Here is a 26,685-nt window from a genome sequence, read left to right as displayed (position 1 = left end):
TTCTTTAACAACGAAAGTATAGCACCATATTTTTCCATTTACAATCATATTTTTTCAAATATTGTCATTGTGTTTCACAATTGGTCTAAAAAGAGCCTAGAATCAAGCGATTCTAGGCTCATAATTTTTAAGTTTATTTAGGTTCACCAACGACACCGTTAACGACCGCCGTTGGGGCTTGTCCATTTAAGACGGCAATCGCATTGTCGGTTACGATCTTAGCCATTGCGGCACGGGCCTCGACGGTCGCATTGCCAATATGTGGCGTTAATACCACATTTTTAAGCGCTGCAAACCCCGGTGTTAATTTGGGTTCCGTTTCGTACACATCTAAAGCGGCCCCAGCTAAGCGCCCCGCTTTTAGTTGCGCTAATAAAGCCTGTTCATCCACTAATGGGCCACGTGCCGCATTGATCAAATACGCACTTGGCTTCATCAAAGCCAACTTGTCGGCATCCAACAGATGTTGGGTCTCCGTCGTCAATGGCGCATGTAGGCTGACCACATCGGCGGTTTGCAATAATTCAGCTAACGTTAAATAGGTCGCATCGGTTTTACTTTGCGTAAAAACATCTAATTGGTGCCGCTGGGTGTAGACCACTTGCATGCCCAAAGCATGCAAGCATTTAGCAACGGCTTGTCCAATTGCGCCCATCCCAACGATTCCCACGGTCTTGCCGGCTAATTCATGGCCTAAGAAGAACAGTGGCGCCCAACCATCAAACCCAGTGGTCCGCATGAGTTGGTCCCCTTCAACGATCCGATGCATCAGTGCCAAGACTAAGCCGACCGTAACTTCAGCCGTACTGGCCGTCGAAACACCAGGTGTATTCGTGACCGCGATGGCTTTAGTGGCAGCATAATTAACATCAATATTATTGAAGCCAGCCCCAAAGTTGGCGATCAATCTTAACTGGGGCGCTTGGTCGATCACTTCACGTGGGACTTGCGTAGATAATGGCGTAATTAATACGGTCGCATCGGTGATACCCGCGATTAATTCAGCTTGACTAATCAACCCAGATCCTTGATACATCACTGGGTCGAACCCAGCTTGTTGTAATGCTTGCACCCCACTGGTTGGAATCTCAGCGGAAATAAAAATTTTTGCCATTATCATAACCTCTTTCTGAAACAACGAAAGGGCAGCCGCATTAAGCGTTGCCCTCAATTGATTGGTTTTACCATAAAAATGAAATCATTGATTTTGCGACTTTTGGATTTTGATTCAACGCACAATGAGCCGCATCGGCGCCACTAAAGAATTCTTCACGATATTGGGTCAGCTTATCCCGTAATAAATAACTGACCGATCGCGCAGATGCCACGCCAACATAACCGTCATTATTAAAGCCTAAGTTCGTATCCCCGATCACGTTCAACATCTTCACATGGGCCGGGAAGTTCGCCCGCAGCTTCAGCATTTCAGCAAAGTGCCGTGTAAACCGAATGGGCTTAGCCGCAACGGCTTGAACTTGTTTTTCAGTCTCGGCATTTAAATAGCCGGTTAACCCGTCAAACGGCCCCGCAATCGTCACCACTTTTTTAAGTGTCGGTAAACTTTGATCATCCCCATAAGTTAAGGCCTGATTCACAATATCATTCGAGCCTAACGAATGACCGACCGCATTATACTTGGTCACGCCATACTTAGCCTTTAATTGAACCAAGACTTGATGTAACCAGTAAACCTGCGTTTTTTGCGTGGCATGATTGTCTTGAAAGACGACTTGGACCATTGGATTTTTAATCGACTTCTTCCAGTAACCTTTAAAGGCCATCACGCCGTTTTTATACACGTTCACGACTAACGCTTTTTGCGCTGCCCCGGCTTTTTCAGCTTTTTTAATTAAGTAATTCGTGGAATATGCCCCACCATTATAACCATGCAAAAAGACAGTCGCTGTTTTAGACTTTTGGTATTGATTACTAATTGTTTTCGCCGTTCGGGGCTGTAGTTGACTCGTGACCTGTGTAATTTTGGTGTTGTTCCCACCGGCCCCTAACAAAATCACGGTTGCCCCAATAACAAAGGCCAACAGCATGAATTGCAAGACCGTTTTAAATCGTTTCACCAAAATCCACCACTTTCCCCTCTATGTTATGTACACCATTATCTATTTTAACGATTCTTTTGAAAATCTCAATTGAAAAGATTACTCTGACAATTATGCCACATTCAGTCAACTTTGTGGTCATTGTCACCAAACTGAAACCCTTTAATATCGTTTTAGTCGCTAGGTCAGTATAATGAGTTATGCAAAGTAACTAAATGAACCGCGTTAGGCCATTAGTTTTAAAACTTATCTTTGGAGGTCACTTATGTATAACAAAGCATTTAAATATCCTGATAAAGCTGCTTATGAATTTGTCGTCTCGGCCCTAGCAAAAAAAGGGATTACCTATAAAGAGATTGCGCAAATCACCTTTCAGTTACAAACGAAATACTTACCTGACTTAACCTTAGCCGAATGTGAAACGGAGACCCAAGAAGTCTTGCATAAGCGTGAATTGTTGAATAACGCGATGGTCGCCTTAGAACTCGACCGTTTGGCAACTGAAAAGCAACTCAGTGAACCGTTACAAACGATCGTCGCTAATGACGCCGGTGTTTTTGGAGTTGATGAGGGCTTAGCCTTAAATATGGCCAATATTTACGGAACGATTGGGGTCACCAATTATGGTTACGTGGATAAAGTCAAAGAAGGCGTGATCAAAAAACTCGATACTGATAAATCAGGGGTCGTGAATACCTTTATCGATGATTTAGTTGGGGCGATTGCGGCCGCCGTGGCTGCCAAAGTTGCTCACAAATACGCTTAATTAAAAAAAGACAAAAAGGCGTTAACTGCCGGCATCAGTTTTGCCGGGCAGATTAACGCCTTTTTTATACGGTTAAAACCCCAAAGTGTTATTTCGTTAACTAAGCCATTTGATGTTCCGCTAATGACTTCATCTTTAAAACGCGTTGATCACGTGGAATGAACATCCGAATCTCATCCTGGTTAAACCCACATAACAACCGATGGTCATCAAAAATGATTGGCCGCCGTAGTAACTGTGGTGTTTGACTTAAGACATGGACCGCTTCACTAAGTGGCATGTCTTCAATCGGCGTGGTCTTGCTTAATTGCCGGTACGCATTGGACTTGGTACTGATTAAATCATCAATCCCGTCATACGTGTACTGAAGCAAATGTTTAATTTCAACTTCCGTCAAAGGCTGAGCATTCATGTTCCGTTCATGGAATGGAATTCGATGCTCGAGTAACCAGCGATGGGCTTTGCGACAACTTGCGGTACTTGGTAACACACATAAGTTTATCATTTAATTATCCCCAATCTTGCTTGCCTAACAATGCAACCCCCATTATTGTGCACTGTAATAGTTGACGTCATTAATTAACAACCTAATCATAGCAAAATTCAAACCTGATTGCTAGCGTTTTCAAGAAATAAATAAAATAATTTGATGATCGCAGTTTATTAACCAATTAATCCCGGAATTAAATATTCCGGGATTAATATATTTATATTAAGCGGTTGGCAATTGCCCACTTTGTTTTAAATACGTCAGTAACACCACTGCCTGATTGTGTTGTTCATCCTTAGCGCCGTATAATAAGATAACGTTAGTCGTTTCTAACTGGGTGGCAACCGTCTGAATAAACGCCGGCGTTATCGGATTGGCATCAAGTTCCGCCACATAACGCTTGGCGAACTCAGGATACTTCTCAGGGTCATGGTTAAACCACTGCCGCAATGCCGTCGAGGGGCCAATTGCTTTTAACCACTCATCTAAATGCGCATTAACTTTAGAAATTCCTCGTGGCCACAAGCGATCCACTAAGATTCGATAGCCATCTAAATCAACCGGTTTGGTATAAATCCGTTCTAACTTCAATAACACCATCATCATCTTCAATCTTTTAGAATTAGAGGTCCTACTTTTGACAACTACAAACGCCACGACGGCCTTTTTTACCGGCCGTCCAACCACTGAAATCGCCCAAGCATTGCTGGGCACAACTTTATTATATCGCACCCCGACAACAATAGTCGGCGGCTTGATTGTTGAAACCGAAGCTTACTTAGGGACGCATGATACCGCTGCGCATGCCTTTAACGGCCGCCGTACCGCCTTTAGTGAACCGCTCTATCGCGAACCAGGCACGTTGTACATCTATCGACTACGGGCCAATTACTTATTGGACATCGTGACCCAACCAGCGGAAACCCCTGAAGGCGTCTTAATTCGCGCAATCGAACCAACGATCAACCAAGCACAATTATTAGCCAACCGGCATAAAACCGGGGTACAAGTCACTAACGGCCCCGGTAAGTTAATGCAAGCGCTAGGGATTCAGGATCAGCGGATGAACTTGATGCCGATCGCCGACAGTGCTTTAAGCATTGACCTAAGCGATACCCGTCAGCCACAGACGATTCAAGCCGTTCCCCGTGTTGGCGTTAACCCAGAAGCAGCCAGTGGACAACTCCCCTTACGCTTTATCGTTGCCGGCAATCCTTATATTAGTGATAGCCGCAAGCGTGACTGGCGACCAGATCGCGGTTGGTGTTAGAAAATAAACACGCCCACACAGACAGCACTGAGCTGTCTGTGTGGGCGTGTTTCATTAATTAAGTTTCGCAACGACTCGAATTAAGCCGCCAGATGACTAGTATTGGCTTTCTTATCAGCATGTTTCTTAAGTTGCATGTAAACAAAGTTCGTCATCAAGCCAACTAAGGCCACGACAATTGCCACATAGAACGCCTTAGTAAAGTCGCCACTGTTGGCCGCTGCCATATTAGCCGCAACTTTAGGGGCAAAGAAAGCGGCCGCAGAATAACCGACAAAGACGATGCCATAATTTGTCCCTTGATTAATAGGACCAAAGTTTTCCATGACGAGTGGTGGGAAGACGCCCATCACACCGCCAAAACATAGGCCCAAAATCACGATACCAATTGCAAAACTAGCTTGTGAATGCAATGACACTAAGATAAAGAAAGCCAGCATGATGACCCCTAAGATAATGTACAAAGTATTATTGCGACCAAAGCGATCAGAAACCACACCCCAAACGACCCGACCCGCACAGTTACATAGCGAGTACAAGCTGACATAAAATGCCGCCGTCGCTGCCGTTAGCTTAAACATTTGTTGGCCGATCACTGACGCATTAGCCGCAATCATCAACCCGGAAAATGCACCAGTAAAGAGCATCAAGAAAATCAAATAGAAGTAAGGTGACCGTAACATGCTAGCCCAGTTCTTATTGACTGGTGTGCCCCCATTTTTAGTTGCTGTCGGCGTCCAACCAGCTGGTTGATAGTTGGCTGGTGCTTCGCGAATAAAGAAACTGGCGACGAGTACCACTAACATGTAAGCAATCCCTAACACTCGGAACGCATATAAGACATCATGACTTTGGACGAGGTAATTACCAATTGGCGCGGCGATAATCGCGGCACCACCCATCCCAGCTGTAATAATTCCAGAAGCTAAGCCCTTTTTGTCAGGAAATAACTTGATCGTATTACTTAAGCACCCGGAGTAAGCAAGTCCTTGACCTAGCCCCGCAATCAAACCGTAAGTTAAGTACAACATTGCTGGTGTTGTTGCCAAACCGGTCAAGAAGAAGCCAAGCCCAAAGAGTAAGCCACCGATGGCAATTGACCACTTTGACCACCCTTTATCGGTAAAGTAACCACCTAGAATCATTGGAATCGGGCTAATGGCGGAATTAATCGTAAAGGCCAACATAATTGTCGCCATCGACCACCCCTTGCTAGCACTTAAGGGGCCCGCAAACACACTAAACGCATACACTGCACCGGTACAAAGTAAGATGATCGTTGACGCCGTCAAAACCGACCAACGATTAATTTTTTGATCCATCATTAAACCCTCCTCTAATTAGTCCACCGTTACGGTTAATTCATCTTTTAACGCTTGAGTTGCCGCAATCCGGCCAAAGGTAAAGATATCAGCCAATGAATTCCCGCCTAAGCGATTCCCAGCATGAATCCCGCCAGCAACTTCGCCAGCCGCGTAGAGCCCATTGATAACCTGACCATCAGCATTCAAGACATGCGCATGCGTATCAATCTTTAAGCCACCCATCGTATGATGCGTTGCTGGTTTGCGCGGTGTCGCATAAAATGGAGCCACGGCAACTTTCAAATCAAACGCATTCTTATGAAATTCAGGATCTTCACCAGCATCGACATAGCTGTTATAATCGGCAATCGTTTTAGTCAACACCGCTGGATCCAGTTGTAATTGTTTGGCTAAGTCAACCAACGTATCCGCCCGATATAACGTTCCGGCAGCAACTTGGGCATCCAGCTTCGCTTGCGTCGTGTTATAAGCCGTCTTCTTAATCTCGTCGTCAGCAATTAAATAGAACAAACTGCCATTATCAATGGCGGCTTGAGTCAATTCATCGCGACTGCCATATTCATTAACGAATCGTTTCCCCGCTTGATTGACCATCACGAAGTTCTGTGGTGGCACTTGGAGACCACTGAAGAGTTCACCCGTCTCCGGATCAGAAACCGGCATCATTTGTGAAAAGCCCATCCCAACTAAGTCAGCGCCGACACTGGTTCCTAGTCGGATGCCATCACCAGTCATTGCTGGCGAATTCGTGGTTTTGATATCATCATCAATCGCTGTCCAATAAGTGTTATATTGTTGCAACATCTTCGTGTTAGCGGCGAACCCACCTGATGCCAGGATAACGGCTTTGGCATGCACGATCACTTTGGTATCGTTAGGCCCTTTGGCAATCAAGCCGTCGACTTGACCATCGGTGGTCGTTAACGACTGCACCGGGGTTTCAGTTAAGATCCGACCACCATGGGCCGTGACGAATTTTTGTAACGCTTTGATGTACGCAAAACCTTGGTCACCCATTGGTTTATGACCACGCCGCCAAATCGCCCCAACTGGCATCGTCACTTGGGTCTTATCAAATTCAACGCCGATTTTCTCTAACCATTTAACTGATTCTAAGGCATGATCTGTTAAGACTTTGACCAAGTCATATTGCCCATAGATTTCGTGACCTTGTAGGTCAGTCCGCTTACCACCTAAATACGTTTGAATCCGATGGAGTAATGTGGAATCAAATAGATAGCCCCGTTGATCCGTATTTTCTTTTAGATAAGCCTTGATTTGTGTCTTCAACGCCCGAAAGTCAGCTAAGTACTCAGGTGCAATCGTGGCTTCATCAATTTGGGTAATTTCAGTTAACGTATGCTTCTCACCTGGGATGGCATCGAATTGATGTTGCCAATCCGGATCAGCGGCATTCATTGGCCCACCTGCCCGCACGGTGTTGCCACCCACGGCTGGGAATTTTTCAACGACCAGCACATTGCGGCCACTTTGTAACACTTTGGCAGCGGCAGTTAGGCCCGCACCGCCCGCACCAACAACCACGACATCCGTGGTAATATCAGTGATATTTTGTGGGGCTGCATTCGTTTTAGCTTGGCGTTTCTTTAAGTCATCTGGATTGGCACCCGCAGCCTTAATTGCTTCGGCAACCCCATCAATCACACCATGACTTGTCATGGAAGCCCCTGAAATTGCATCGACCGCTAACGTTTGCCCATCGATGATGGCTTTCGGAATCCGTTGAAAGGCGACTTCAGCGATGCCTTTTGTTTCAGTAGAGGTATCGATTTGGATATCTTCAATCCGATTTTTAGATAAGGTGACCGACATTGGCAAGTTGCCGTTATGACCGACCGCCGTTACGTCATACGTCCCGGGTTGATAGCTCACCGCATCTGGCACCGCCATGGCTTGCACTAAGGTGACGAATTTCATAAACTTCGCAAAACAACTGTCTAAAAAGGCAACGGTACCCGCCGACTTTAAGTCGCCATGATCATCAAAAGTCGTCTGCGCCCGACCAAGTAAAAATTCTGATCCAGGCATAACGCTAGCATTCACACCAGGGGCATCTAAGATCTGCCGCAAATGTAGTTGTGCTCGCGATGAGCCTTGGACACTGTATGATGCCCCGACAAGCATAATTGGTTTGCCGTCAAATGGGTGCAAGTTAAAGGACAACCATTCAATGATGCTCTTTAACGCTGAAGGGACTGAGTGATTATGTTCTGGTGTCGCAATCACGACCCCATCGGCGGCCGCAATTTTATCGTTAAACGTTTGGATAATCGGATACTTTGCTTGATCAGCCGTTTCGTTAAATAAGGGGACGTCCGTTAGTTCTAAAATCTCCAATTCAGCTTGCGCTTTAAAATGACGTTGCATATAAGTTAATAACTCACGGTTATATGACTGCTTCGCATTCGTGCCAACAATTCCAATTAATTTCATCCTTAGTCCCTCCCGTCAGTGATTTGACGCCATGAAAATTGCTGATTCTTTTCCATAAATTTATTTTCCGGTGTGATTTTTTTCGTTAAGGTCACAAAATCTAAGAACGCCGTCATATCGTTTGCTAATTCCGTCGCCTTGTCAGTATCCGTTAAGTTGCCTTGATCATCAAAGGCTTGCAAAGAATGGCCTAGTAAATATTCAACATTCGGCATCACCAGTGCTTTTAATTCTGGCGCTTCTAATATTTGGCGTAGATGCGCTTGCGCCCGTGACGTGCCTAATGCGCCGTTGGAAGCCCCCACGATCATGACTGGCTTATTAATCAATGGTCGTGTCGTGTATGATAACCATTCAATGGCGCTCTTCAAAGCGGCGGGAATCGAATGATCATATTCTGGTGTTGCCACGATCACCCCATCAGCGGCCTTGATTTGATCGGACAAGGCTTGGATGCTGTCAGGTGCCACATGACTTTCTGGTTCATTAAACGCTGGTAAGTCAGCGATTTCAGCAATTTCAATCTGAGCCGTTGCGGCAAAGTGTTGTTGCATATATTGTAATAGTTGTCGATTGGTCGATGTTGTTGCGTTCGTACCAACAAGTCCTACTAATTTCATCGTCAAACGCCCTTTCTAATGCCATATTGTCATAATTAAATTGTTATTATGCCCAGTTTACGTGCATAATATGAGTAATCGGTCTACTCATTTGCTTAATTCCAGTGTATTGTAAGCGAAATCGTTTGTGAAATATTTATTTAACTATCATGTCATAGCAAAAAAGCTATCACGAAATTGGGGGAATTACTGATGCCAAAAACGGATTCGACTAATATGCTGCGGTTTCTCGACGTGTTACTTAAACACGGTAACTTTACCCGGGCCGCCAAGGATTTATACATCTCACAGCCCTATCTCACACAAACGATTAAGAATGCTGAAAAAGAACTCGGTATTCAAATCATCAATCGAGAAATCTCACCACTCGCATTAACACCAGCAGGCCGCGTCTATTATCAATATCTCACCAATTTAGAAAATCAAAAAGATCTATTTCACAAGAAGATCAGTCAATACACGGCCCCTGATCATCCTGTTATCCGTCTGGGGGTCTTACCCAGCTTGGGCTATTATTTACTGCCATTAGTTTTACCCGACTTTTTACAAGTCCATCCGGAGATCAAAATCGAACTGACCGAAGCCATTTCCGAGCGTAACGAACAACGTTTACTGCACGGCGAACTTGATTTTTTACTTGGTCAAAATCCCGAAACGATTGCCCCAGGTTTAGAGATTTATGATCGGGGGCGGGACGGTTACTACGCCATTATTCCAAGTACTTCCGCGTTTTATCAGCCCAATCAAGATTTTATCAATCCTGGGAGCATTGATATTAATGCCTTACTACATGAGCCACTGATCCTATCACCGCGTGGCTCTTCGATTCGGCGTCAAGTCGACTATTTATTACAGAAGTACGACGTTGAACCCGAAGTGGTGGTTGAAAGTGCGAATACATTTACAATTGCGAAACTCGCTGAAAAGGGTTTAGGCGTCACCTTTTTACCCGACAGTATCGTGATGAAGCCAGCTGGCGACCGTTATAATCTTTACCCACTGCCCGCTAGTCTGTTATCACTCAACTACTTTATTGCCGTGCGTACCAATCGCCCACCACTCAGCCCCAGTGAACACGATTTAATTACGATCTTTTTAACTAACTTAGAAGCCAGTCTGGCTGAAATCGCATCGCTCTCCCCTAACTAGCAAAAAAGCGTCTAGAATCAGCATTGATATGCTAGTCCTAGACGCTTTTATTCAGGTTTCGTGCTTAACATTTTTGACGCCGTCAACTATTCACCGACGACTAATTCAACTTGTCCACGTTTGGGGACGAAGTTAATATTGAAGATTGGTTCCCGCAAAACCTTTTCATATTCTTCTAACACATCATCGGGTAACGGCGTGTGCGTCGCTAAAGCTTCGGTTAGATCAGTGACCGAATAGATTTGACTCATATCAATGAAAATCCGCATATTACCGATAACATCATTTAATAATTCAGTTAACACTGCGTTAGGCTTACCGTTGCCGTCTGTAACGACAACTTGGTTACTATCGATTTCTTTATGATCAATTTGGGTTAATTTAACGATGTCAAACACATTCAGCATACTGGTTCCTCCATGACATTATCTGGGGCGCAGACCGACCGTCACCGCCTGATAAAACTAGTTTTCACTAGTTTACCACAATCTACTTATTGGTGAGTAAGAATCACATAGCAACTCCTTCATAAGGGCGGCCAACTTAACCAACTGATTTGATTGAAATTTAACGTATTTGACACAAAGGGTCTCAAGCCCCGTGGTTGTTAGGTTTAAGTTTATGTACACTAGGCGAATTAGCTTGTTTAACCTGTCTAATGAAGGTATGATTTAATTACTAAGACGATTACGGGTTAGGAGTTATCACAAATGAAGAAATTGGGAACTATTTTGGGGATCGCGGGCACGTTGGCGGCGGTGGCTTTTGCTGCCCCCACCACGGCGCACGCATACGATACAATTACCAAGCAAACGAATCAAAATTATACGGCCCGTTTTGTCAATCAGGCTAAAAATAATGATGGCATTTACAAATACGGCGTCTACAATACCAGTGCATCAACCGCCACACCTGATTTAAACGGTAAAAACTGGGAACATAGCTTTATCAAAGTGACCCAAGAGGCTACGACGGCTAGTGGCACGTGGGTCAAATTTAGTTATTACGGCAAAGTCATTGGCTGGGTCAAAAAAAGCGCAATCGAACCATTCACCGTTAAACAAAATGCGGCGGCTTTAATCAATAAGTACAATTATCGTGGCACTGCCATGCTGATCAAAAACTATGCCAGCAACAGCGTCACTGCTTCAACCGGCTATGCTTATTATGGTGGCCGCAAAGTCAATACTAGTGACACGGTCTATCCAACGGCATCCTTGCAAAAAGTCATCACGGCGGCAATCATCGTGCAACTCGTCAATGAACATAAATTGACACAGTATACCCGCCTCAGTAAATTCTATCCAAGCGTTAAAACAAGTGCCGATATCACGATTCGACAACTAATGGACCACAACTCTGGACTAGAAGAAACAAACGAAGAAATCGATCCTGGCAAATACTTAACCGAAGCGCAATCGATTCAATATGCGATTGGCCAATTAAATGCCACTGGCGCTGGTAATCACCACTATACCAATGCCAATTACATCTTACTCGCGGGAATTATTCGCCAGTTAACCGGCAAGTCGCTGGAAGACAATGTGCAAACCCGTATCATCGACAAACTGGGCTTAAAACACACTTACTTCTACAATACGATTCCAAGCAGCGTGACACCGGCCGTGAGTTACAAATACGTCAACGGCAATAATTATCAATATTACCCATTAACGACGAACCTTTTGTCCTCACTAACAGGGGCTGGTAACATGTACATGTCTCCTCAAGATTACTATACGGTTCAAAAAGGCTTACGCAATGGCAAGATCTTAAGTAAGAGTGACTACTACTACCTCTCTAATAACTATAAATATTCATATGATGGCGGGATGTGGCACATCAAGAGTAGTCATATGAAGTACAGTTCCGGTAGTTTACGAAATACTGGGATCACAACCCACATGTACTTATCTGAAGGCAATAAAACCGGTGTGATTTTCTTCTCTAACCAAAAAGGAACTGGCACAAGCACCGCAGACTTAACAGAAAAGACCCTTTACAACTTAGTTAAGTACTACATGTAACATTGCAAAAATTCGACATTAAATTTAGCAAGTTTGAGACAAAATTTTTGGCTACTGATCAGTTGCCGCTTCCGGTCAGCAATAGTTCCAGCTAAATGAATCATTCAGACACGACCAAGGAGCCACCACTATTTGCTAGTGGTGGCTCCTTGGTCGTTTTTTTAATAATAAGTGTCATTACATCTTGGAAACACGTTAACTTGCTGGAGGACAACCTTCAAAAACGTTTGTCTCAAACTCGCTTTTTTACAAGCTAACTGGTCAGGTCTCATTCAAACGACACATTTAATTACTGCCGATAACGTTGCCAAACTTTATCCTGAACTTTTGGCGTCGGCAACTGTGCCAAATCATCAGTAGTCACTAACCGACCAGGGAAAAAGGCCAAGTCTGGCGTGGTCACTTGACCGGCCAGTAAACGCAAGGTCCACTTTTGATGGGTGAACGTGTGCGTTACTGGTTTGACCGGTAGACATTGACTCGTTAATGTCAATTGATACTCTTGCTTAAAGTAGGCATTCACTGCCGCAGTTAACTCAGCATCCGTATAGGACTCATCTAGCGCTAAATCCGCCACTTTGATAAATGGGACCGTCCATAAATTAGCTAACATGCCGTTACTAGGGCGTTGCATCATCAACCACTGGTCGTCGACTTGCGCCATCACAGCCACATAGTCAACTGGCACCGGTCGCGGCTTTTTCGTCTTCACTGGATACGCCAATTCTTTGCCATCTAAATAAGCCTGGTTAAAGCGTTTGACCGGCGAATGGGCCGAATCTGGTTGGCGCGCCGTCATATAACTAGACCCTAAATCCATAATCGCCTGATTAAAGTCGCCGGGACGATCCTGCGAGATGATTTTTGCAATGGCCCGTTCGAAGACTTGGCGTGTTTGCGGCTTGGCAATATCATCATCGATTTCGAGTAACCGACTAAACACCCGAAACGCATTGCCGTCAACAGCCGGCACGGGTTCGTTAAACGCAATACTGGCGATGGCTCCCGCTGTGTACGGACCGATTCCGATAAGCTCAGTCAATTCAGCGGCGGTCTGTGGCCACTGACCGTCATAATCAGTCAATAATTGCCGCGCACAGCGTTGCATATTACGGACCCGGGAATAATACCCTAACCCTTCCCACGCTTTTAACAGCTTTTCTTCTGGCGCCTGGGCTAAGTCCGTGACCGTTGGAAACCAGGCCATAAATCGCTCATAATATGGGATCACGGTTTGAACTTGGGTTTGCTGTAACATGATTTCAGAAACCCAGATATGATACGGCTCGTGATCACGCCGCCATGGCAAGTCGCGCCCTTCTTGATCAAACCAGGTTAACAGTGTCGTTTGAAAATCCTTGATCGTCGCTGATGACCATTCAATCATTGCTATCCCTCCAAGACACAAAACCACGGCTTACCGGTAGCGGCAACCCGTGGTCGTTTTTGATTTAATCTAGCGTACTAGCTAGATCAACTAACGTTTTTTCATAGTGATCAGTGACACTTTCATCCTGAAAATCAGCGTTAAAAACCGCTAACGTTAAATATTCTGGATATTTAACAATAACTTCCGCTAAGCGGTCATTACTTTCCGGATACTTCTGATCTTCATTGTTTAAAATATCCAGGCTTGCTTGATAGCAAACGTTGGCTAAAAACAAATAATCGACAAAATAATTAAAGCCCAACTGATTCTTCAGTTGGAAATGCGCGTCAGCATCGACCGTTTCATAAATATTACTCATATATTTAGAAACCACTTCTTGATATTGACGCAACAACTCGGCTTTTGCTTCGGCATGTACTTCGGCCGCCATACTATCCCCACCTAACTATGTTCTGTAGGCATTATAGCATATGGCGCAACCCTAAATTAATGTTCTGGACTAAATCCGCCAATTGTTGATACTGCCATTCCCGCTCAGCGGTTACGGCAGCGGCATCATTTGGTTGTGTTAAGTTGACTAATTTAATCGCTTGGTCCGCTGCTCGTAATGCATTATCATCAACATAAGCTGAAGCAATCGCCCAGCTCACACATTCTAAGGCAGCCGCCCCAATTGAACTCGTACTATCCGCACTCATCGCCTCAACTTTGGCACTGGCTTGACGCACTTGATCAACATTAACTAAGTTAACTTGCCATAATTCGTTGGCATCGATCGCCAATCGCAAGCGACGATCGTACTGTTGATTATCATCAACATAATGCATCGCTTTTTTCGCAATAATTAACGCCCACTTGGCGAGTTGTTGTTGTGAGAGATCACCGGTTAAACTTTCGATTTGGCGCCGTATTCCAGGGTCATCGTCAATCGATATTTTAGGGTGACTCGGTCTAAAACCTTCCGTCATCACGCATTCCTACTTTCCTTACTAATCCTACGACTATTCAAAATACTCAAGAGCGCAACTACAGCGAAAATCAGTAAAACCCAATAATCGACTTGCGCGCCCCGCGCAGTTGTGACCGCGGTCGTGCCAGGTTGCAATTGAAAGGCACCAATAATTGCTGCCAACACCCCAGTTCCTAGTGAACCGGCATATTGTTGCGACATATTAAACGCCGCATTGATATCGGCCTTTTGACGCATCGTCACTTGCTTGCTGGCATTGGTAATCGTATTGCCAAACGCAAAGGCAAACCCCACCCGCGTCACGATATAAAAGCCACCAATTAAGGTGACGGTCAACCACGAGTGACTGATTACAAATGCCAAGCAACCGACAACCATCGCTGTCACACCACTTAATATCGGTCGATAAGCGCCGACCCGATCCATCAAACGTCCCGCCACCGGTGCCAAACAGGCGCCGAGTAATGCCCCAGGTAAAAGCATTAACCCAGCAACAAAGGCGTTATGACCCAAAACTAATTGGGCGACGTTCGGGAGGACAAACGAACTACCGATATTAATGAATTGTAACAGAAAATAAGCCAATAAGTGCCAATCAACGATTAAATTTCGGAAAATTTTCAAATCTAATAAATGCACCTTGCTGTGACGGTTATAACTGACTAAAACGCCAGCCAAAATCGCGCCCACTAGCAAGTAGCCCCAAAAGATCAGACTAGTGAAACCGTGCTTGCCAGCTTGGTCAAACGCAAAATCAACTACCATCAAAAAAGCGGCAAATAACACAAAGCCCCACCCGTCAAAGCGATCTTGCGGATCACTAGCTGGCAGCTCTAAATGAGTCACACCGATTAAAAAGACGATCACAATTAACGGCATCAACCACCAAAAGATTTCCCGCCAAGTAAAGCTGGCTGTCAATAAACCGCCATAAGTCGGGCCTAACGCCGGTGCCAGTGAAATAATCATCGCTGCCATCCCATTATAAGTGCCAATCTTAGTCCGCGGAATTTGGGTCAAGATAATATGAAATAACAGCGGCGTTGAGATCCCAGTTGAGAGGGCCTGAATCACGCGCGCCCCCATCAACATTGGAAAACTCGTGGCACATGCTGCGATGATCGACCCCAGTGTAAAGCAACTAATGGCAAATAAAAATAAATTTTTAGCTGGGTAGCGTTTTAATAAGTGCGCTGACGAAATCATCATCATCGTCACGACTAACAAATAGCCCGTTGTAATCCATTGAATGGTCGTCAAATTCACATGCATCGTCTTCATTAAAGTGGGAAAAGTCACGTTCATCGAGGTCTCAACTAAAATCCCCATGAAGCTGAGTAAGCCAGCCGCTAAAATACTGTATAGCGTCTGCTTCGCAATTGGTTGTTCTGGTGTTGGTGTCACTCGTATTAAATCCTTTCTGATTGCAGTCAGCCAACAAATACACATCGTCTAACCTAATTAGCACAAAAAAATAGACTGCACCCCAAGTCTAACCTGACTCGGACCACCGTCTATCACATTTAATTATTGAATTTCAATATGTTGCGTATCGGCTGCTGCCTTTTTTGGTAAGGTCAATTTTAAGACCCCGTTATCATAATGCGCTTCAATCTTGGTGGCGTCAACATCTGGTAACGGATATTGACGACCGAAACGCCCCGTTTGCCGTTCACTGGTAATCATATTGCCAGCCGCATCACTGTCATCACTGAAGCTGTCCCGTTTCACCCCGATGGATAAGCGGCCGTCACGATACTTTAAGGCAATATCGGCTTTATTGATTCCCGGCACATCGATTTGCATGGTGTACTGTTCATCAGTTTCTTGGATATCGGTCTTCAACAACGCGCCAGTATGTCCCGTTACATGATCCAACGATTGTCCAAAATCATTAAATAACGTGTTCATCGCATTTAAATCTAACGGATTCAAATGATCAAATAGATCTTTATGCCAGTTCATCATATCATTAGCCATTTTAAAATCACCCTTTCAACTTGTTAACACTTATTATCCTAACCATTTTACCCGGTATTGCAAGCACACCAATTAATCAACGCGATACGCTTGCATATCTACTGGAATCACCCGCACCACTTTATGTGGTGTCACCGTGATATTCTTAGTCGTCGCCTGCCGTGGCCATTGCGTCACCGGTTGATCCGCCAATTCGACACCAACTAATTGCCGAATTCGGTCTAAAATATCCGGCACACCAAAGTCATTGGCCCCCTGATTAAATGACGTCTGTAACGTCGGTAGCGCTACTTGTAAATGCTGCTGCCGCAAGCTAAACGTCACCGGGACTAACACACCATCAATCGGCTGTGACTCTTGGGCGAGTGTTTGATCAAGCTGTTGTATAAAAAGCGTAAAGGTATCAGTCATTGTGACCACCCCCATCAGTTTGCTCATATTATACAACGCTTTCATCACCATCACCATTTAAAAAACTAGCCCAACAAAAAAGTGCTTAGGCATCAATACCTAAACACTCTCAAAACGGCTAGAAATTAGCTATTAGATAATTTCTTAGCATCTTCGTCGATGGTTTCAAAACCGGAAACCCCGCTCTTCTTCTTTGGATGCTTTGCACGTTCTTCTTCAGCTTTTTGAATCATAGCTTTCTTTTGTTCCTTGCTAAGCTTTTGTGCCATGATACTCGCCTCTTTTATATTGGAAACGAACCCTATCGTTCGTTACAGGTCCATTATAGTGCTAAATCGAAAAAGTGGCGCAACTAACTTCAAAAAGTTTTAAAACTTCTAACTTGCATTCTGTAATTATAAGATTTACAGTTAAGATGTTCAGGAGGGGATATTATGACAAAAGTACTTATTCTCGGCGCTTCAGGCCAAATCGCCCGGTTAGCCGAACAACAATTTCTAGCTGATACAACGGTAGATCTCACACTTTACTTACGTCATGCGCAACGGGTTAGTGACTTAAAGTCTGATCGGGTCACCATCATTGACGGTGATACAACGGATGAAGCCAAGTTAACGGCAGCAATGCAAGGTCAAGACGTGGTCTACGCCAACTTAGCCGGTCAAAACATCAAGGCTCAAGCCCAGACGGTTTTAAAGGCAATGCATGCCACGAACGTTAAGCGGTTGATCTGGATTTCGACGTTAGGCATTTACGACGAAGTTCCGGGTAAGTTCGGCGAATGGAACAACGCCACTTTAGGCAGTTACCTCACCCGTTACTACAGTGCCGCCGAAGTCCTTGAAAACTCCGACTTGGACTACACGATTATCCGGCCAGCTTGGTTAACCAACAAAGACGAAGTAGCTTATGAAACCACGAGCCGTCATGATGCTTTTAAAGGGACGGAAGTCTCACGGAAGAGTATCGCGGCGTTAGTCGTTAAGTTAGCCACGCATCCAACTGAAGCCGTTCGTGATTCATTAGGTGTGAATAAGCCTAATACAGACGGTGACAAGCCAGCCTGGTATTAATCATTTAACTTAACTTTAAAGCCTAAAAAGCAACGCTGACAACTCATGAGTCAGCGTTGCCTTTTTAATGTCTTTATCATTTTTGCGCCCGTCAAATCAGGCTTTTGAAACTTAAGACCTTTCGAGTTGACGCGACAAACTGCGGGTGTTAAATTATAGTCTCAATTTGAAAATAACCGCGGAATTTGGCCGCAGTTTTCAAGGAGGTATTTACAGTGAAATGGTACGTTAAAAAGTTCACCGGTCTAACGACCACCCAACTGCATGACATTTATCAACTTCGGGCCAAGACCTTTGTTCAAGAACAAGCCCGCACTTATCAAGATCCAGATAACGTTGATTTTGATGCCCGCCACATCTTTGCTTATGATGGTGACCAGCTTGTCGCCTACGCGCGCATTTATGAACATGACGGCGTGGTTACCTTTGGCCGCATCACAACCGACAGTACTTATCGGGGCACTGGCTTAGGCAAACAATTGATGAATCACGTCATGGCAATCTTAAAAGTCCATTATGCGACCGCCACGATTGAAATCGATGCCCAAACGCAAGTCCAGAAATTTTACGAAAAATTTGGCTTAACCACTAACGGCGAACCCTTTATGGATCTCGGCGCCGAAGTCATCAAGATGAAGGCCCCCGCGCGTGCGCTCGTCCTCGTCTAACTTAACTTTAACCTTTATCAATACTGCGAATCCAAGTAGGCCTTTAGCTGTGCTAAGTCGGCCGCAACGGTTGGCAGTATTTTTTTGAATCGGCGACTATATGAGGGATGGTACAACGGAAAAATACGATAATCTCGATCAGTCAAAACGAACTGTTGCTTAGCTTTTGACCATTGGCGAATCGGTTGCGTCAAAATTTGGCCATGCACCGCACTAATCTTAACTTTCGGTCCTAGTAGCCGCTGCAAGCCCGTATTGCCCAAGGGTACCAACAAGCAATCGGCCAATTGACTTAATTCGGCATCAAGTAACGGCGCGCTAGCCGCAATTTCGACTGGCGTGGGCTTACGGTCGCGTTTTAGGCCAGTTGGACCGAGTTGATAAGGTCGTGACCGCACCGCCCCTGTCAAATAAATTTCTGTTCGGGTCAATCCCAATACCGTTAACCACCGATCCAATTCTTTACCAGCTGGTCCTTGAAACGGATGCCCAACTTGCGCTTCGACTTTGCCCGGTGCTTCTGATACCATCACCAAAGTTGGTGTCAACGACCCTTCACCAGGGACAAACCCCTCTAATTGTGGAAATGTCGTACATAACTCGCGACCAGCCACTTGTTGCGCTGCCGTTAATAAAGTTGCCATTACAAGTTCCCCCTTCATTAAACCTAAACGTTCAAGATTAGACTTGCGCACCTAAAACCATCATCAAATCTACAGGACTTTAGTATCAGATTCACAGGTCGAATTCATATAAACCCAATTATACCAGCATCTATAGCTAACATTTAACTTTAAGACCTCACTTGAATCAATTTGTGACATGTGTAACAATACAAATTGTAAGCGGTTTACATACTAATTAAACACTAAAGTGAGGTACTCGTCATTATGAAAATTAAAGCAGCCGTTGTTGATAAAATGAATGATCCATTCGTGATTAAAGATGATATCGAATTAGCCGAAATGGGGCCAACTGATTTACAAGTGAAGTTAGTTGCCAGTGGGATTTGCCATTCCGATGAAGCCATTCGTAAAGGTGACGCCTCTTTAGGTTATCCCGTTATTTTGGGCCATGAAGGTTCTGGCATTATTGAAAAAGTCGGTCCCCAAGTTAAAAACTTTAAAGTTGGCGATCATATCGTCATGTCCTTTTACGCCGATGGCACTTGTGACAATTGCTTGAAAGGCATGCCAACTAAATGTCGGAATTACGCGGACTACAATCTTAGTGGGACGCGTCCCGATGGTAGTGACCATTTCCAAGAAGATGGCCATCATGTTAGTGACATGTTTGACCAATCTTCATTTACCACCCATACTGTCATCGACCAACGTAATGCCGTTAAAGTCGACAAAGATCTCGACTTACGGCGCTTAGGACCTTTGGGCTGTGGCTATGTGACTGGTAGCGGAACCGTTTTGAACAGCTTACAACCCCGTCCTGGCCAAACGATTGCGGTCTTTGGGACTGGTGCGGTTGGGCTTGCTGCCATGATGGCCGGCAAGATTTCTGGCTGTACTGAAGTCATCGCCGTCGATATCGTGGACTCACGGTTGGCACTTGCTAAAGAACTCGGCGCTACTCATGCCATCAACAGTAAAACTGAAGATCCAGTTGCCGCCATCAAGAAATTAACAAACGGCTATGGGGTTGACTTTGCCGTTGATACGACCGGGGTTGAACCAGTCATGGTTTCCGCAATCCACGCCTTAGCTCAAGGTGGGACCGCCGCTTTGATTGCCGTAACAGCTAAAAACATCACGATCAGTTCTTGGAATGATCTCTGTGTTGACGATAAAAAGGTGATTGGTGTCAACATGGGTGATGCGATTCCACAAGTCGACGTCCCTCGTTTGATCGACTTCTACAAGCACGGGATGTTCCCATTTGAAAAGACCGAAAAATTCTATAAGTTTGAAGATATCAATCAAGCCAATGCTGACTCAGCTAGTGGTAAGACCATTAAACCAGTCTTAATCATTGACGAAGATTATCAACCAGAAGCTTAATTGTCACCAAAAAGGTGTGACCCTAATGAGGATCACACCTTTTTTTACTCTAAATCTGGTTCGCTACGATAATGTTGCAAGATATAAATGGCAAACACCACGAGCACGGAGCCAATAATTTCAATCGCACTGACTTTTAAGTTCAAGAAAATGATACTTAAAATAAACGTCACCACGGGTTGCACGGCATCAACGATACTGACAACCGCGGACGGTGCAAATTGCAAACTATGCAATAAGGCTGAAAAGGCCCCAATCGTCCCAATCAGTACAATTGCCCCAATCGAAACGACCAGTTGTGGGGTAATCGTCGGTGCACCAACCCATAATGGATGGTAGCTGTTAAACAAGATCCCGGCAATCAACGTTCCCCAACCTAAAATGACGATGGGTGAGTTTTCAGCCACGATTTTACGTGGTAAGACCACATATAAAGCCGCTGTGACCCCAGACAAGATGCCCCAAATCAAGGCATCCGTCGGAATCGCTAGTTCATGAATATTTCCGCGCGTAATGGCTAGAAAAACCCCTAGTAAAGAGACCCCAAACGCCAACATATCAGTTCGTAACGGCCATTCACGTTTAAAGGCCAAGGTCCCTAAGACAATAAACAACGGACTTAAATATTGGAGAATCGTGGCGGCCGCCGCCGTACCACGTTCAATACTAATATAGAACGTATACATGTTGGCCATCAGTCCAAAGACCGCATAGGCCACGAGTTGACCGACCGATTTCCAAGACCGCCAAACTTTAAAAATACCAGTGCCTTGTTGAATAAAGCCAATGATTAACAAGATAATCCCAGCTGACAAGGTTCGCACGGATAAAAACCAGTCAGCGGGAATCGCTTGGTTTTGTGAGACAAACTGCATGACGGTTCCGGAGATTCCCCAAAGCGTCGACGCCAGCATCGCCCACATAATACCTTTCATATAACGATTAGTTGGTGTTTTCAATTTTTCATTACCTCAATTTAATTGATGGCAATATTATACCGGCCCTTGATTAAAGTTTCCTGAAAATGACGTCAAATTTTTCCACAAAAAAATAACGAGAACAACCATTTTTGTCGTCCTCGTTATTAATATAAATTGCAATTAAGCTTAGAATAACGTCCCGATATAGTAGTGAATAAACATCGTAATAATCCCAACCAAGATATTCCGAATAACTGCAGTCTTAACGTTACCTTTACCTAGTACCGCAGATAAGTACCCGGTTAACGCCACAGATAAGGAAACGGCTAGGATCGTGCCTGGCCATTTCATCGCATCTGGTAAAAAGGTCATCGCAATTAATGGGAAGACCCCACCAGCAGCGGCTGAAAATAGTGATGAAAACGCCGCATCCCAGGGATTCATATAATGGCCAAGCTTAATGTCATATTTGATGCTAACCACCGTTTCAAGCGGTTGCTTAGCCAACAAGTCCTTCGCAATGGCGACCGCAGTTGCTTCTGTCACCCCTAAAGTCATATAGTGCCGTTTGACGGCTGCAACTTCATCATCAAAGTTGGTTTCAAGTAGCCGCCGCTCTTTTTCGACGACTGCTTTTTCAGTATCCTTTTGCGTGCTGACTGAGGCATATTCACCAGAAGCCATCGAAAAAGCACACGCTAGTAAGTCGGACAAGCCGGCAATGAAAATTGTAAATTGGTTTGTAGTAGCGGCCGCCACACTAAATAGCACCCCGACAACCGTTAAAATCCCATCATTAGAACCCAACACCCCGGCTCGCAAGGTATTGAGCTTTTCATCCATCGTTTGTTTAGTCTTCTTTGGCTTCGCTTTTGACATGATCATCTTGTCACTCCCCTTTTACTATGCAAACAAATGGCCGATAAAGTAAGTGACGACCATCGTCAATAAGCCTGAAACCACGTTTCGTAACATCCCATGCCGGCGATCAGCATTGCCTAAAATCGCCGCCGTATAACCCGTAATCGCCAGCGCCAGCGCTACGGCGATGACTGTCGCTAAAACTTTGATTTTTGGTGGAAAGAAAGTAATCGAAACTAACGGCAAAATCGACCCAGTTGGAAATGAAATCATTGAGGCGATCCCAGCTGCATAAGGACTAATGAATTCACTTGGATTAAACCCGTACCGTTCACGGACGGTCGTGACTAACGCATCGTCCGCCATCATTTCCTTAGTTGCTTGGGCCGCTAACGGTTCACTGATCCCTTGGTCAACATACTTTTGCTTGACCATTGCCGCTTCGCGATCATAATCTTGTTCTAACGCTGCCTTTTGATGCGTGATGGCCATCTTTTGGGCATCCTTTTGGGTGTTCACTGAAACATATTCACCCATCGCCATTGAGATCGTCCCAGCTAGCATCCCCGCTAACCCAGAAATCAAAATGGAAAAACTATTCGTGGTCGCCCCCGCGACCCCCACAACGATCCCAGCAACTGACAAGATACCATCATTGGCCCCCATCACACTGGCACGTAAGATATTGACCCGTTGCGCTAATGTCATCTTTTTCTTCATACGACGACCCCCATTAACTACTTTATAATCATTATTATGTAATACATGTTATTCCTTTTGGATTAAAAATGCAAGTGATAATTAAGTGGCAGCCGCCAACTAAAGTTATGTTTCCCTAAATTCCAATCTAGTGTAGCATAAATTTGGAGTTACCGTTGCATAAATACAACAAAAAAAGCGTCCAACTTTAATTTGTTGAACGCTTTTGTACTATTATCACCTAATTAACGCGATTAAATTGTTGTGCTGGAGCTAAAGGAAACTCCGTTGGTTGACTAGCAACCATTAATTCTGGCGTTAAGCCCACCCGGGTAATGGTTTGGTCGGCGTATGGTTGAATATAAAAGGCCGGTTCATGCATACTCATGTAAGCCCGATACTGCGTATAATCAGAAGACCCATCAGCTTGAAGTTTAACCCCTTTGGGAATCTCAACTGAATTCAGTAAATGCGATAACGCATTGACGGCTTCAGCATCGGTGGCTACGGCATCCGTATATTGCCGCATAAATACGGTGCGGACAAACCGTGATGGTGACGTGTAATCACCAGGCATGCCCATGGCTCCGGTACCGGGACCAAATGGCTTCACCGTTAAATCACCATATTGACGATCAACGTGAGGACCAGGTTGTAGTTGCAAGTAATTACTCAAGTTCTTTAAATGCCAGTTAAAGTCAGGCGTATTAGTCATCACCCCGACCGGATTGACCATGTAGTGCATGCCATCGGCTTCTTGTTCCAACACATAAGTGGCACCACTGCGATCACTGATGATCCAGTGCAATGGCACCACGATGTTTAACAACGGTGCCGCGGCTTCGACGATCGCAATTTCGTTTAAGCGGTCCCCAAGTTCTTGGGCACTTTTAACATTTCCTAATAACCACATCAACACTTCGTGGGGGGCTAAGTTCAGCTTACCGGCGACTGGTTCAGTGGGATAATGCGCTTGACCAGAAAAATATAACGCGGCGGCACTGACGCCATATTCGTTGACCCCGTCAACGAATATATACCCGTTTAAATTCCGGCCGGTACCGACAAAGCTATATGGGGTATCGAACTCCGCCGCAGTCGTTACACTACTAAAATGTTGTTGCCGTGGCATCACCACTGGGCGACCACCTAACTCGAACCCAAAATCCATCGTCCGAGCTAAAAATTGGTCACCACCAGTGGTTTGAAACGTTAAACTTGTACACATGGGACTCACTTCCTTGATTTTAATACTCCTATTTTAGCACCAGGAAGGCCCCGCGACACGCATTTGCAACAATTAATTTACGCCAATCAGTTTATTTGCACTTAATGCTTGAGTCGTAACGTCATCGCATTGATTGCGACAATGATCGTACTTAAAGCCATGACCACCGCACCAACCATGGGGTTTAATAAGAAGCCCCATGGCGCTAAAATACCGGCTGCCAGTGGAATCGTAATAACATTGTAGCCAGCGCCCCACCAGAGGTTCTGGGTCATCTTCCGCGTCGTATTACGAGCTAGTTCCAAGAAGTTGACCACATCATTGGGGTTACTCTTAACTAAAACCACATCGGCCGAATCAATCGCCACATCGGTCCCAGAACCAATTGCCACGCCAATTTCTGCACTCGCTAAGCTCGGGGCATCATTGACACCATCACCGATCATCATGACATGACTACCATCGGCTTGATACTGTTTCACTAACTTAGCCTTGTCTTCTGGTAACAGACTCGCATGCACTTCAGTAATCCCTAATTGTTGGGCCACAACTTGCGCGCTTTGCGCATTATCACCGGTCAACATGACGGGGGTAATGTGTTGTGCTTTTAGACTATCAATTAAATGCTTCGATTCTGGCTTGATTTGATCACCTTGTGCCGCATAGCCCAACACTTGTTGATCTTGAACCAGGAAGCTCACGGAATTTCCAGCCGAAGCCAAGCGGTCAAAAGTCGCTTGATCATAGGCCAAGTGTTGTCGATCCAAGTAAGCCGCCGAAACCACTTGATAGGCCAAGCCATCAACCGTCCCACTCAGGCCGGCCCCAGTAATTTGATGCACATCAACGGGGTCAACCGTGGTTAATTGTTGGTCTTTAGCTGCCTTTAAAATACCAACAGCTAAGGGGTGACTGGACCCATTTTCTAGTCCCGCCATAATACTTAATACTTGATCAGCCGTATATTGTGGATCTAAGCTTTGGTATTCCGCGACCTTGAAGTTACCAGCGGTTAAGGTCCCAGTCTTATCCATTAAGGCGTAATTTAATTTTTTTACTTGTTCCATCGCATCCCGATTACGAATCAACAAACCGTGGCTAGCTGCTAACCCAGTACTACGGGCAACGACTAACGGTACCGCCAAGCCTAAAGCATGTGGGCAGGCGATGACCAAGACGGTGACCGCAATCGACATTGCTAGTGCTAAGTTGCCAATGAGAAGCCAAACGATGAAGGCTACAATCGCTACTGTCAAGGCCGCATAGAACAATAACCCGGCCACGCGATCAGCCATATTTTCTTGTTCGGACTTCGCTGCTTGCGCATCAGAAACTAACTTCATGACTTGGGCCAAATAGCCATCTTCACCAGTCCCGGTAATCCGCATTTCAAATGTACCTTCGCCATTGACGGAACCACCGACGACTTTGGCATCGACTTGTTTTTCCACCAATCGGGCTTCACCAGTAACCATCGCTTCATTAACACTGGTGGCCCCACTAACAATCACACCATCAGCCGGAATCTTTTCACCAGCCCGAACTTGAACGTGATCATCAGCGGTTAAAGCTGAGATGGCCACGTCTTTCGTTTCACCATTAACAACTTTATGGGCCGTGCTTGGTAATAACTTCGCTAAGTTATCGACTGCGGAACCCGCATTCATCACGGTGTCCATTTCGATCCAGTGCCCTAACAACATGATGTCAATCAAAGTTGCCAGTTCCCAGAAGAAATCCGTCACTTGTGGCGTCACATGTAACACGTTATTGGCAATCACCGCATAAATACTATAAACAAAGGCAACGCCAATCCCCATGGCAATCAAGGTCATCATGGCTGGCTTACGATTGGCAAGTTCTGCTTTGGCCCCACTGAAGAATGGCTGGCCACCATAGATAAAGGTAACAGTGCCTAACACCGCTACTAAGTAGTCTGACCACGGGTGAAAAATCACTTGAAACGGTAATTGCATCCCCATCATTGGGCTCATTAAGATGATTGGTAACGTTAAAACAAGGGAGACCCAAAACTTACGCTTCAAGTTGCCCATATGCATCATTTGGCCACCACCCATATCCATGTCCATATCATGCATATCCATCTTGCTCATATCTTGATGGTCATGACTCATGGCTTGATCATCATGCGGCATTGCCATCTTATCCATTGTCATTTTTTTCATAACCGTCACCCTCCTAAAAAGCATCCCTTATGTCGTTTACATTTGTAATTTATGGCTAAAGTTTACAGTCGTAAACGTCAAAAGTCAAGGTATTGACTCAGAAAAAATAAAAACATCGCTAACTCATGC

Annotated in this window: 28 protein-coding genes; 7 read left to right on the top strand and 21 right to left on the bottom strand. The window is 45.0% G+C overall.

Going from position 1 to position 26,685, the window contains the following annotated elements; translation table 11 throughout:
- Positions 1 to 133 precede the first annotated feature (133 nt).
- Together FFM75_RS04925 and FFM75_RS04920 are read right to left on the bottom strand one after the other, a co-directional pair.
- On the bottom strand, positions 134 to 1,114 hold the full coding sequence (locus FFM75_RS04925) for a 2-hydroxyacid dehydrogenase family protein (protein ID WP_137628079.1): 981 nt from the start codon (positions 1,112 to 1,114) through the stop codon (positions 134 to 136).
- A gap of 67 nt (positions 1,115 to 1,181) precedes the next feature.
- Positions 1,182 to 2,075 (bottom strand): alpha/beta hydrolase, encoded by an 894-nt coding sequence (locus FFM75_RS04920; protein WP_223876612.1) that lies wholly within the window; start codon positions 2,073 to 2,075, stop codon positions 1,182 to 1,184.
- 247 nt (positions 2,076 to 2,322) lie between these two features.
- On the opposite strand from FFM75_RS04920, the gene FFM75_RS04915 reads away from it, so the two are divergent.
- Complete coding sequence (locus FFM75_RS04915; protein ID WP_137628077.1) at positions 2,323 to 2,823, top strand: phosphatidylglycerophosphatase A family protein; 501 nt, start codon at positions 2,323 to 2,325, stop codon at positions 2,821 to 2,823.
- Positions 2,824 to 2,923: 100 nt separating this feature from the next.
- Here the strand turns inward: FFM75_RS04915 and FFM75_RS04910 are convergent, their stop codons facing one another.
- Together FFM75_RS04910 and FFM75_RS04905 are read right to left on the bottom strand one after the other, a co-directional pair.
- On the bottom strand, positions 2,924 to 3,328 hold the full coding sequence (locus FFM75_RS04910) for a Spx/MgsR family RNA polymerase-binding regulatory protein (protein WP_130844716.1): 405 nt from the start codon (positions 3,326 to 3,328) through the stop codon (positions 2,924 to 2,926).
- A 207-nt stretch (positions 3,329 to 3,535) separates the two neighbouring features.
- Positions 3,536 to 3,910 (bottom strand): DUF488 domain-containing protein, encoded by a 375-nt coding sequence (locus FFM75_RS04905; RefSeq protein WP_137628100.1) that lies wholly within the window; start codon positions 3,908 to 3,910, stop codon positions 3,536 to 3,538.
- A gap of 40 nt (positions 3,911 to 3,950) precedes the next feature.
- Here FFM75_RS04905 and FFM75_RS04900 point away from each other — a divergent pair, with 40 nt between their 5' ends.
- Positions 3,951 to 4,583: a DNA-3-methyladenine glycosylase gene (locus FFM75_RS04900; protein ID WP_137628076.1), complete on the top strand. Its 633-nt coding sequence runs from the start codon at positions 3,951 to 3,953 to the stop codon at positions 4,581 to 4,583.
- An 80-nt stretch (positions 4,584 to 4,663) separates the two neighbouring features.
- On the opposite strand, the gene FFM75_RS04895 is transcribed toward FFM75_RS04900, so the two are convergent.
- Genes FFM75_RS04895 through FFM75_RS04885 form a run of 3 tightly spaced genes read right to left on the bottom strand, consistent with a single transcriptional unit; the run spans position 4,664 to position 8,982 of the window.
- Positions 4,664 to 5,905, bottom strand: a complete 1,242-nt coding sequence (locus FFM75_RS04895; RefSeq protein ID WP_137628075.1) for an L-lactate MFS transporter — start codon at positions 5,903 to 5,905, stop codon at positions 4,664 to 4,666.
- Between the two features lie 18 nt (positions 5,906 to 5,923).
- Positions 5,924 to 8,362, bottom strand: coding sequence for a flavocytochrome c (locus FFM75_RS04890; protein WP_137628074.1), 2,439 nt, complete (start codon positions 8,360 to 8,362; stop codon positions 5,924 to 5,926).
- 2 nt (positions 8,363 to 8,364) lie between these two features.
- The gene (locus FFM75_RS04885; RefSeq protein ID WP_137628073.1) at positions 8,365 to 8,982 is read right to left on the bottom strand and encodes an NADPH-dependent FMN reductase; all 618 of its coding nucleotides are present in this window, start codon (positions 8,980 to 8,982) and stop codon (positions 8,365 to 8,367) included.
- A 192-nt stretch (positions 8,983 to 9,174) separates the two neighbouring features.
- Here FFM75_RS04885 and FFM75_RS04880 point away from each other — a divergent pair, with 192 nt between their 5' ends.
- Positions 9,175 to 10,131 (top strand): LysR family transcriptional regulator, encoded by a 957-nt coding sequence (locus FFM75_RS04880; protein ID WP_137628072.1) that lies wholly within the window; start codon positions 9,175 to 9,177, stop codon positions 10,129 to 10,131.
- Between the two features lie 86 nt (positions 10,132 to 10,217).
- Here the strand turns inward: FFM75_RS04880 and FFM75_RS04875 are convergent, their stop codons facing one another.
- On the bottom strand, positions 10,218 to 10,538 hold the full coding sequence (locus tag FFM75_RS04875; protein ID WP_137628071.1) for a hypothetical protein: 321 nt from the start codon (positions 10,536 to 10,538) through the stop codon (positions 10,218 to 10,220).
- Between the two features lie 303 nt (positions 10,539 to 10,841).
- On the opposite strand from FFM75_RS04875, the gene FFM75_RS04870 reads away from it, so the two are divergent.
- On the top strand, positions 10,842 to 12,158 hold the full coding sequence (locus FFM75_RS04870) for a serine hydrolase domain-containing protein (RefSeq protein ID WP_137628070.1): 1,317 nt from the start codon (positions 10,842 to 10,844) through the stop codon (positions 12,156 to 12,158).
- A gap of 289 nt (positions 12,159 to 12,447) precedes the next feature.
- Here FFM75_RS04870 and mutY read toward each other — a convergent pair whose 3' ends face one another.
- The 7 genes from mutY to FFM75_RS13920 form a co-directional block, all read right to left on the bottom strand.
- The gene (mutY, locus tag FFM75_RS04865) at positions 12,448 to 13,545 is read right to left on the bottom strand and encodes an A/G-specific adenine glycosylase (protein ID WP_137628069.1); all 1,098 of its coding nucleotides are present in this window, start codon (positions 13,543 to 13,545) and stop codon (positions 12,448 to 12,450) included.
- A gap of 64 nt (positions 13,546 to 13,609) precedes the next feature.
- Complete coding sequence (locus FFM75_RS04860; RefSeq protein WP_137628068.1) at positions 13,610 to 13,978, bottom strand: hypothetical protein; 369 nt, start codon at positions 13,976 to 13,978, stop codon at positions 13,610 to 13,612.
- Between the two features lie 31 nt (positions 13,979 to 14,009).
- Positions 14,010 to 14,516: a putative immunity protein gene (locus FFM75_RS04855; protein WP_137628067.1), complete on the bottom strand. Its 507-nt coding sequence runs from the start codon at positions 14,514 to 14,516 to the stop codon at positions 14,010 to 14,012.
- On the bottom strand, positions 14,516 to 15,922 hold the full coding sequence (locus FFM75_RS04850; RefSeq protein ID WP_223876611.1) for an MFS transporter: 1,407 nt from the start codon (positions 15,920 to 15,922) through the stop codon (positions 14,516 to 14,518). The genes FFM75_RS04855 and FFM75_RS04850 overlap by 1 nt, the downstream gene beginning before the upstream one ends.
- Positions 15,923 to 16,045: 123 nt before the next feature.
- Positions 16,046 to 16,498, bottom strand: coding sequence for an Hsp20/alpha crystallin family protein (locus FFM75_RS04845; RefSeq protein ID WP_137628065.1), 453 nt, complete (start codon positions 16,496 to 16,498; stop codon positions 16,046 to 16,048).
- 72 nt (positions 16,499 to 16,570) lie between these two features.
- Positions 16,571 to 16,909, bottom strand: a complete 339-nt coding sequence (locus tag FFM75_RS04840) for a hypothetical protein (protein ID WP_223876610.1) — start codon at positions 16,907 to 16,909, stop codon at positions 16,571 to 16,573.
- A 125-nt stretch (positions 16,910 to 17,034) separates the two neighbouring features.
- Positions 17,035 to 17,178 (bottom strand): hypothetical protein, encoded by a 144-nt coding sequence (locus FFM75_RS13920; RefSeq protein WP_003639947.1) that lies wholly within the window; start codon positions 17,176 to 17,178, stop codon positions 17,035 to 17,037.
- 165 nt (positions 17,179 to 17,343) lie between these two features.
- Between FFM75_RS13920 and FFM75_RS04835 the strand changes: the two genes are divergently transcribed.
- Both FFM75_RS04835 and FFM75_RS04830 read left to right on the top strand, forming a co-directional pair.
- Positions 17,344 to 17,982: an SDR family oxidoreductase gene (locus FFM75_RS04835; RefSeq protein WP_137628064.1), complete on the top strand. Its 639-nt coding sequence runs from the start codon at positions 17,344 to 17,346 to the stop codon at positions 17,980 to 17,982.
- A gap of 215 nt (positions 17,983 to 18,197) precedes the next feature.
- The gene (locus tag FFM75_RS04830; RefSeq protein WP_137628063.1) at positions 18,198 to 18,650 is read left to right on the top strand and encodes a GNAT family N-acetyltransferase; all 453 of its coding nucleotides are present in this window, start codon (positions 18,198 to 18,200) and stop codon (positions 18,648 to 18,650) included.
- Positions 18,651 to 18,667: 17 nt separating this feature from the next.
- Here the strand turns inward: FFM75_RS04830 and FFM75_RS04825 are convergent, their stop codons facing one another.
- Positions 18,668 to 19,294: a uracil-DNA glycosylase gene (locus tag FFM75_RS04825; protein ID WP_137628062.1), complete on the bottom strand. Its 627-nt coding sequence runs from the start codon at positions 19,292 to 19,294 to the stop codon at positions 18,668 to 18,670.
- Between the two features lie 246 nt (positions 19,295 to 19,540).
- Between FFM75_RS04825 and FFM75_RS04820 the strand changes: the two genes are divergently transcribed.
- Entirely contained in the window at positions 19,541 to 20,662 is a 1,122-nt protein-coding gene (locus FFM75_RS04820) for an NAD(P)-dependent alcohol dehydrogenase (protein WP_137628061.1), read from the top strand.
- Between the two features lie 44 nt (positions 20,663 to 20,706).
- Here FFM75_RS04820 and FFM75_RS04815 read toward each other — a convergent pair whose 3' ends face one another.
- The 5 genes from FFM75_RS04815 to FFM75_RS04795 all read right to left on the bottom strand — a co-directional run bounded on the left by FFM75_RS04815 (position 20,707) and on the right by FFM75_RS04795 (position 26,505).
- A complete protein-coding gene (locus FFM75_RS04815) occupies positions 20,707 to 21,597 on the bottom strand; it encodes a DMT family transporter (protein ID WP_137628098.1) in 891 nt (296 codons plus the stop codon).
- Positions 21,598 to 21,768: 171 nt separating this feature from the next.
- Positions 21,769 to 22,461, bottom strand: coding sequence for a VIT1/CCC1 transporter family protein (locus FFM75_RS04810; RefSeq protein ID WP_379832292.1), 693 nt, complete (start codon positions 22,459 to 22,461; stop codon positions 21,769 to 21,771).
- A gap of 24 nt (positions 22,462 to 22,485) precedes the next feature.
- Positions 22,486 to 23,163 carry a VIT1/CCC1 transporter family protein gene (locus FFM75_RS04805; protein WP_137628059.1) on the bottom strand — a complete coding sequence of 226 codons (678 nt, stop codon included), beginning with the start codon at positions 23,161 to 23,163 and terminating at the stop codon, positions 22,486 to 22,488.
- A 220-nt stretch (positions 23,164 to 23,383) separates the two neighbouring features.
- Positions 23,384 to 24,370 carry a choloylglycine hydrolase family protein gene (locus FFM75_RS04800; RefSeq protein ID WP_137628058.1) on the bottom strand — a complete coding sequence of 329 codons (987 nt, stop codon included), beginning with the start codon at positions 24,368 to 24,370 and terminating at the stop codon, positions 23,384 to 23,386.
- Positions 24,371 to 24,471: 101 nt separating this feature from the next.
- Complete coding sequence (locus FFM75_RS04795; protein WP_137628097.1) at positions 24,472 to 26,505, bottom strand: heavy metal translocating P-type ATPase; 2,034 nt, start codon at positions 26,503 to 26,505, stop codon at positions 24,472 to 24,474.
- Between the last annotated feature and the right edge of the window lie 180 nt (positions 26,506 to 26,685).

The organism is Lactiplantibacillus daowaiensis (assembly GCF_005405085.1).
GTDB lineage: Bacteria > Bacillota > Bacilli > Lactobacillales > Lactobacillaceae > Lactiplantibacillus > Lactiplantibacillus daowaiensis.
This window is presented reverse-complemented; position numbering and strand designations above follow the sequence as displayed.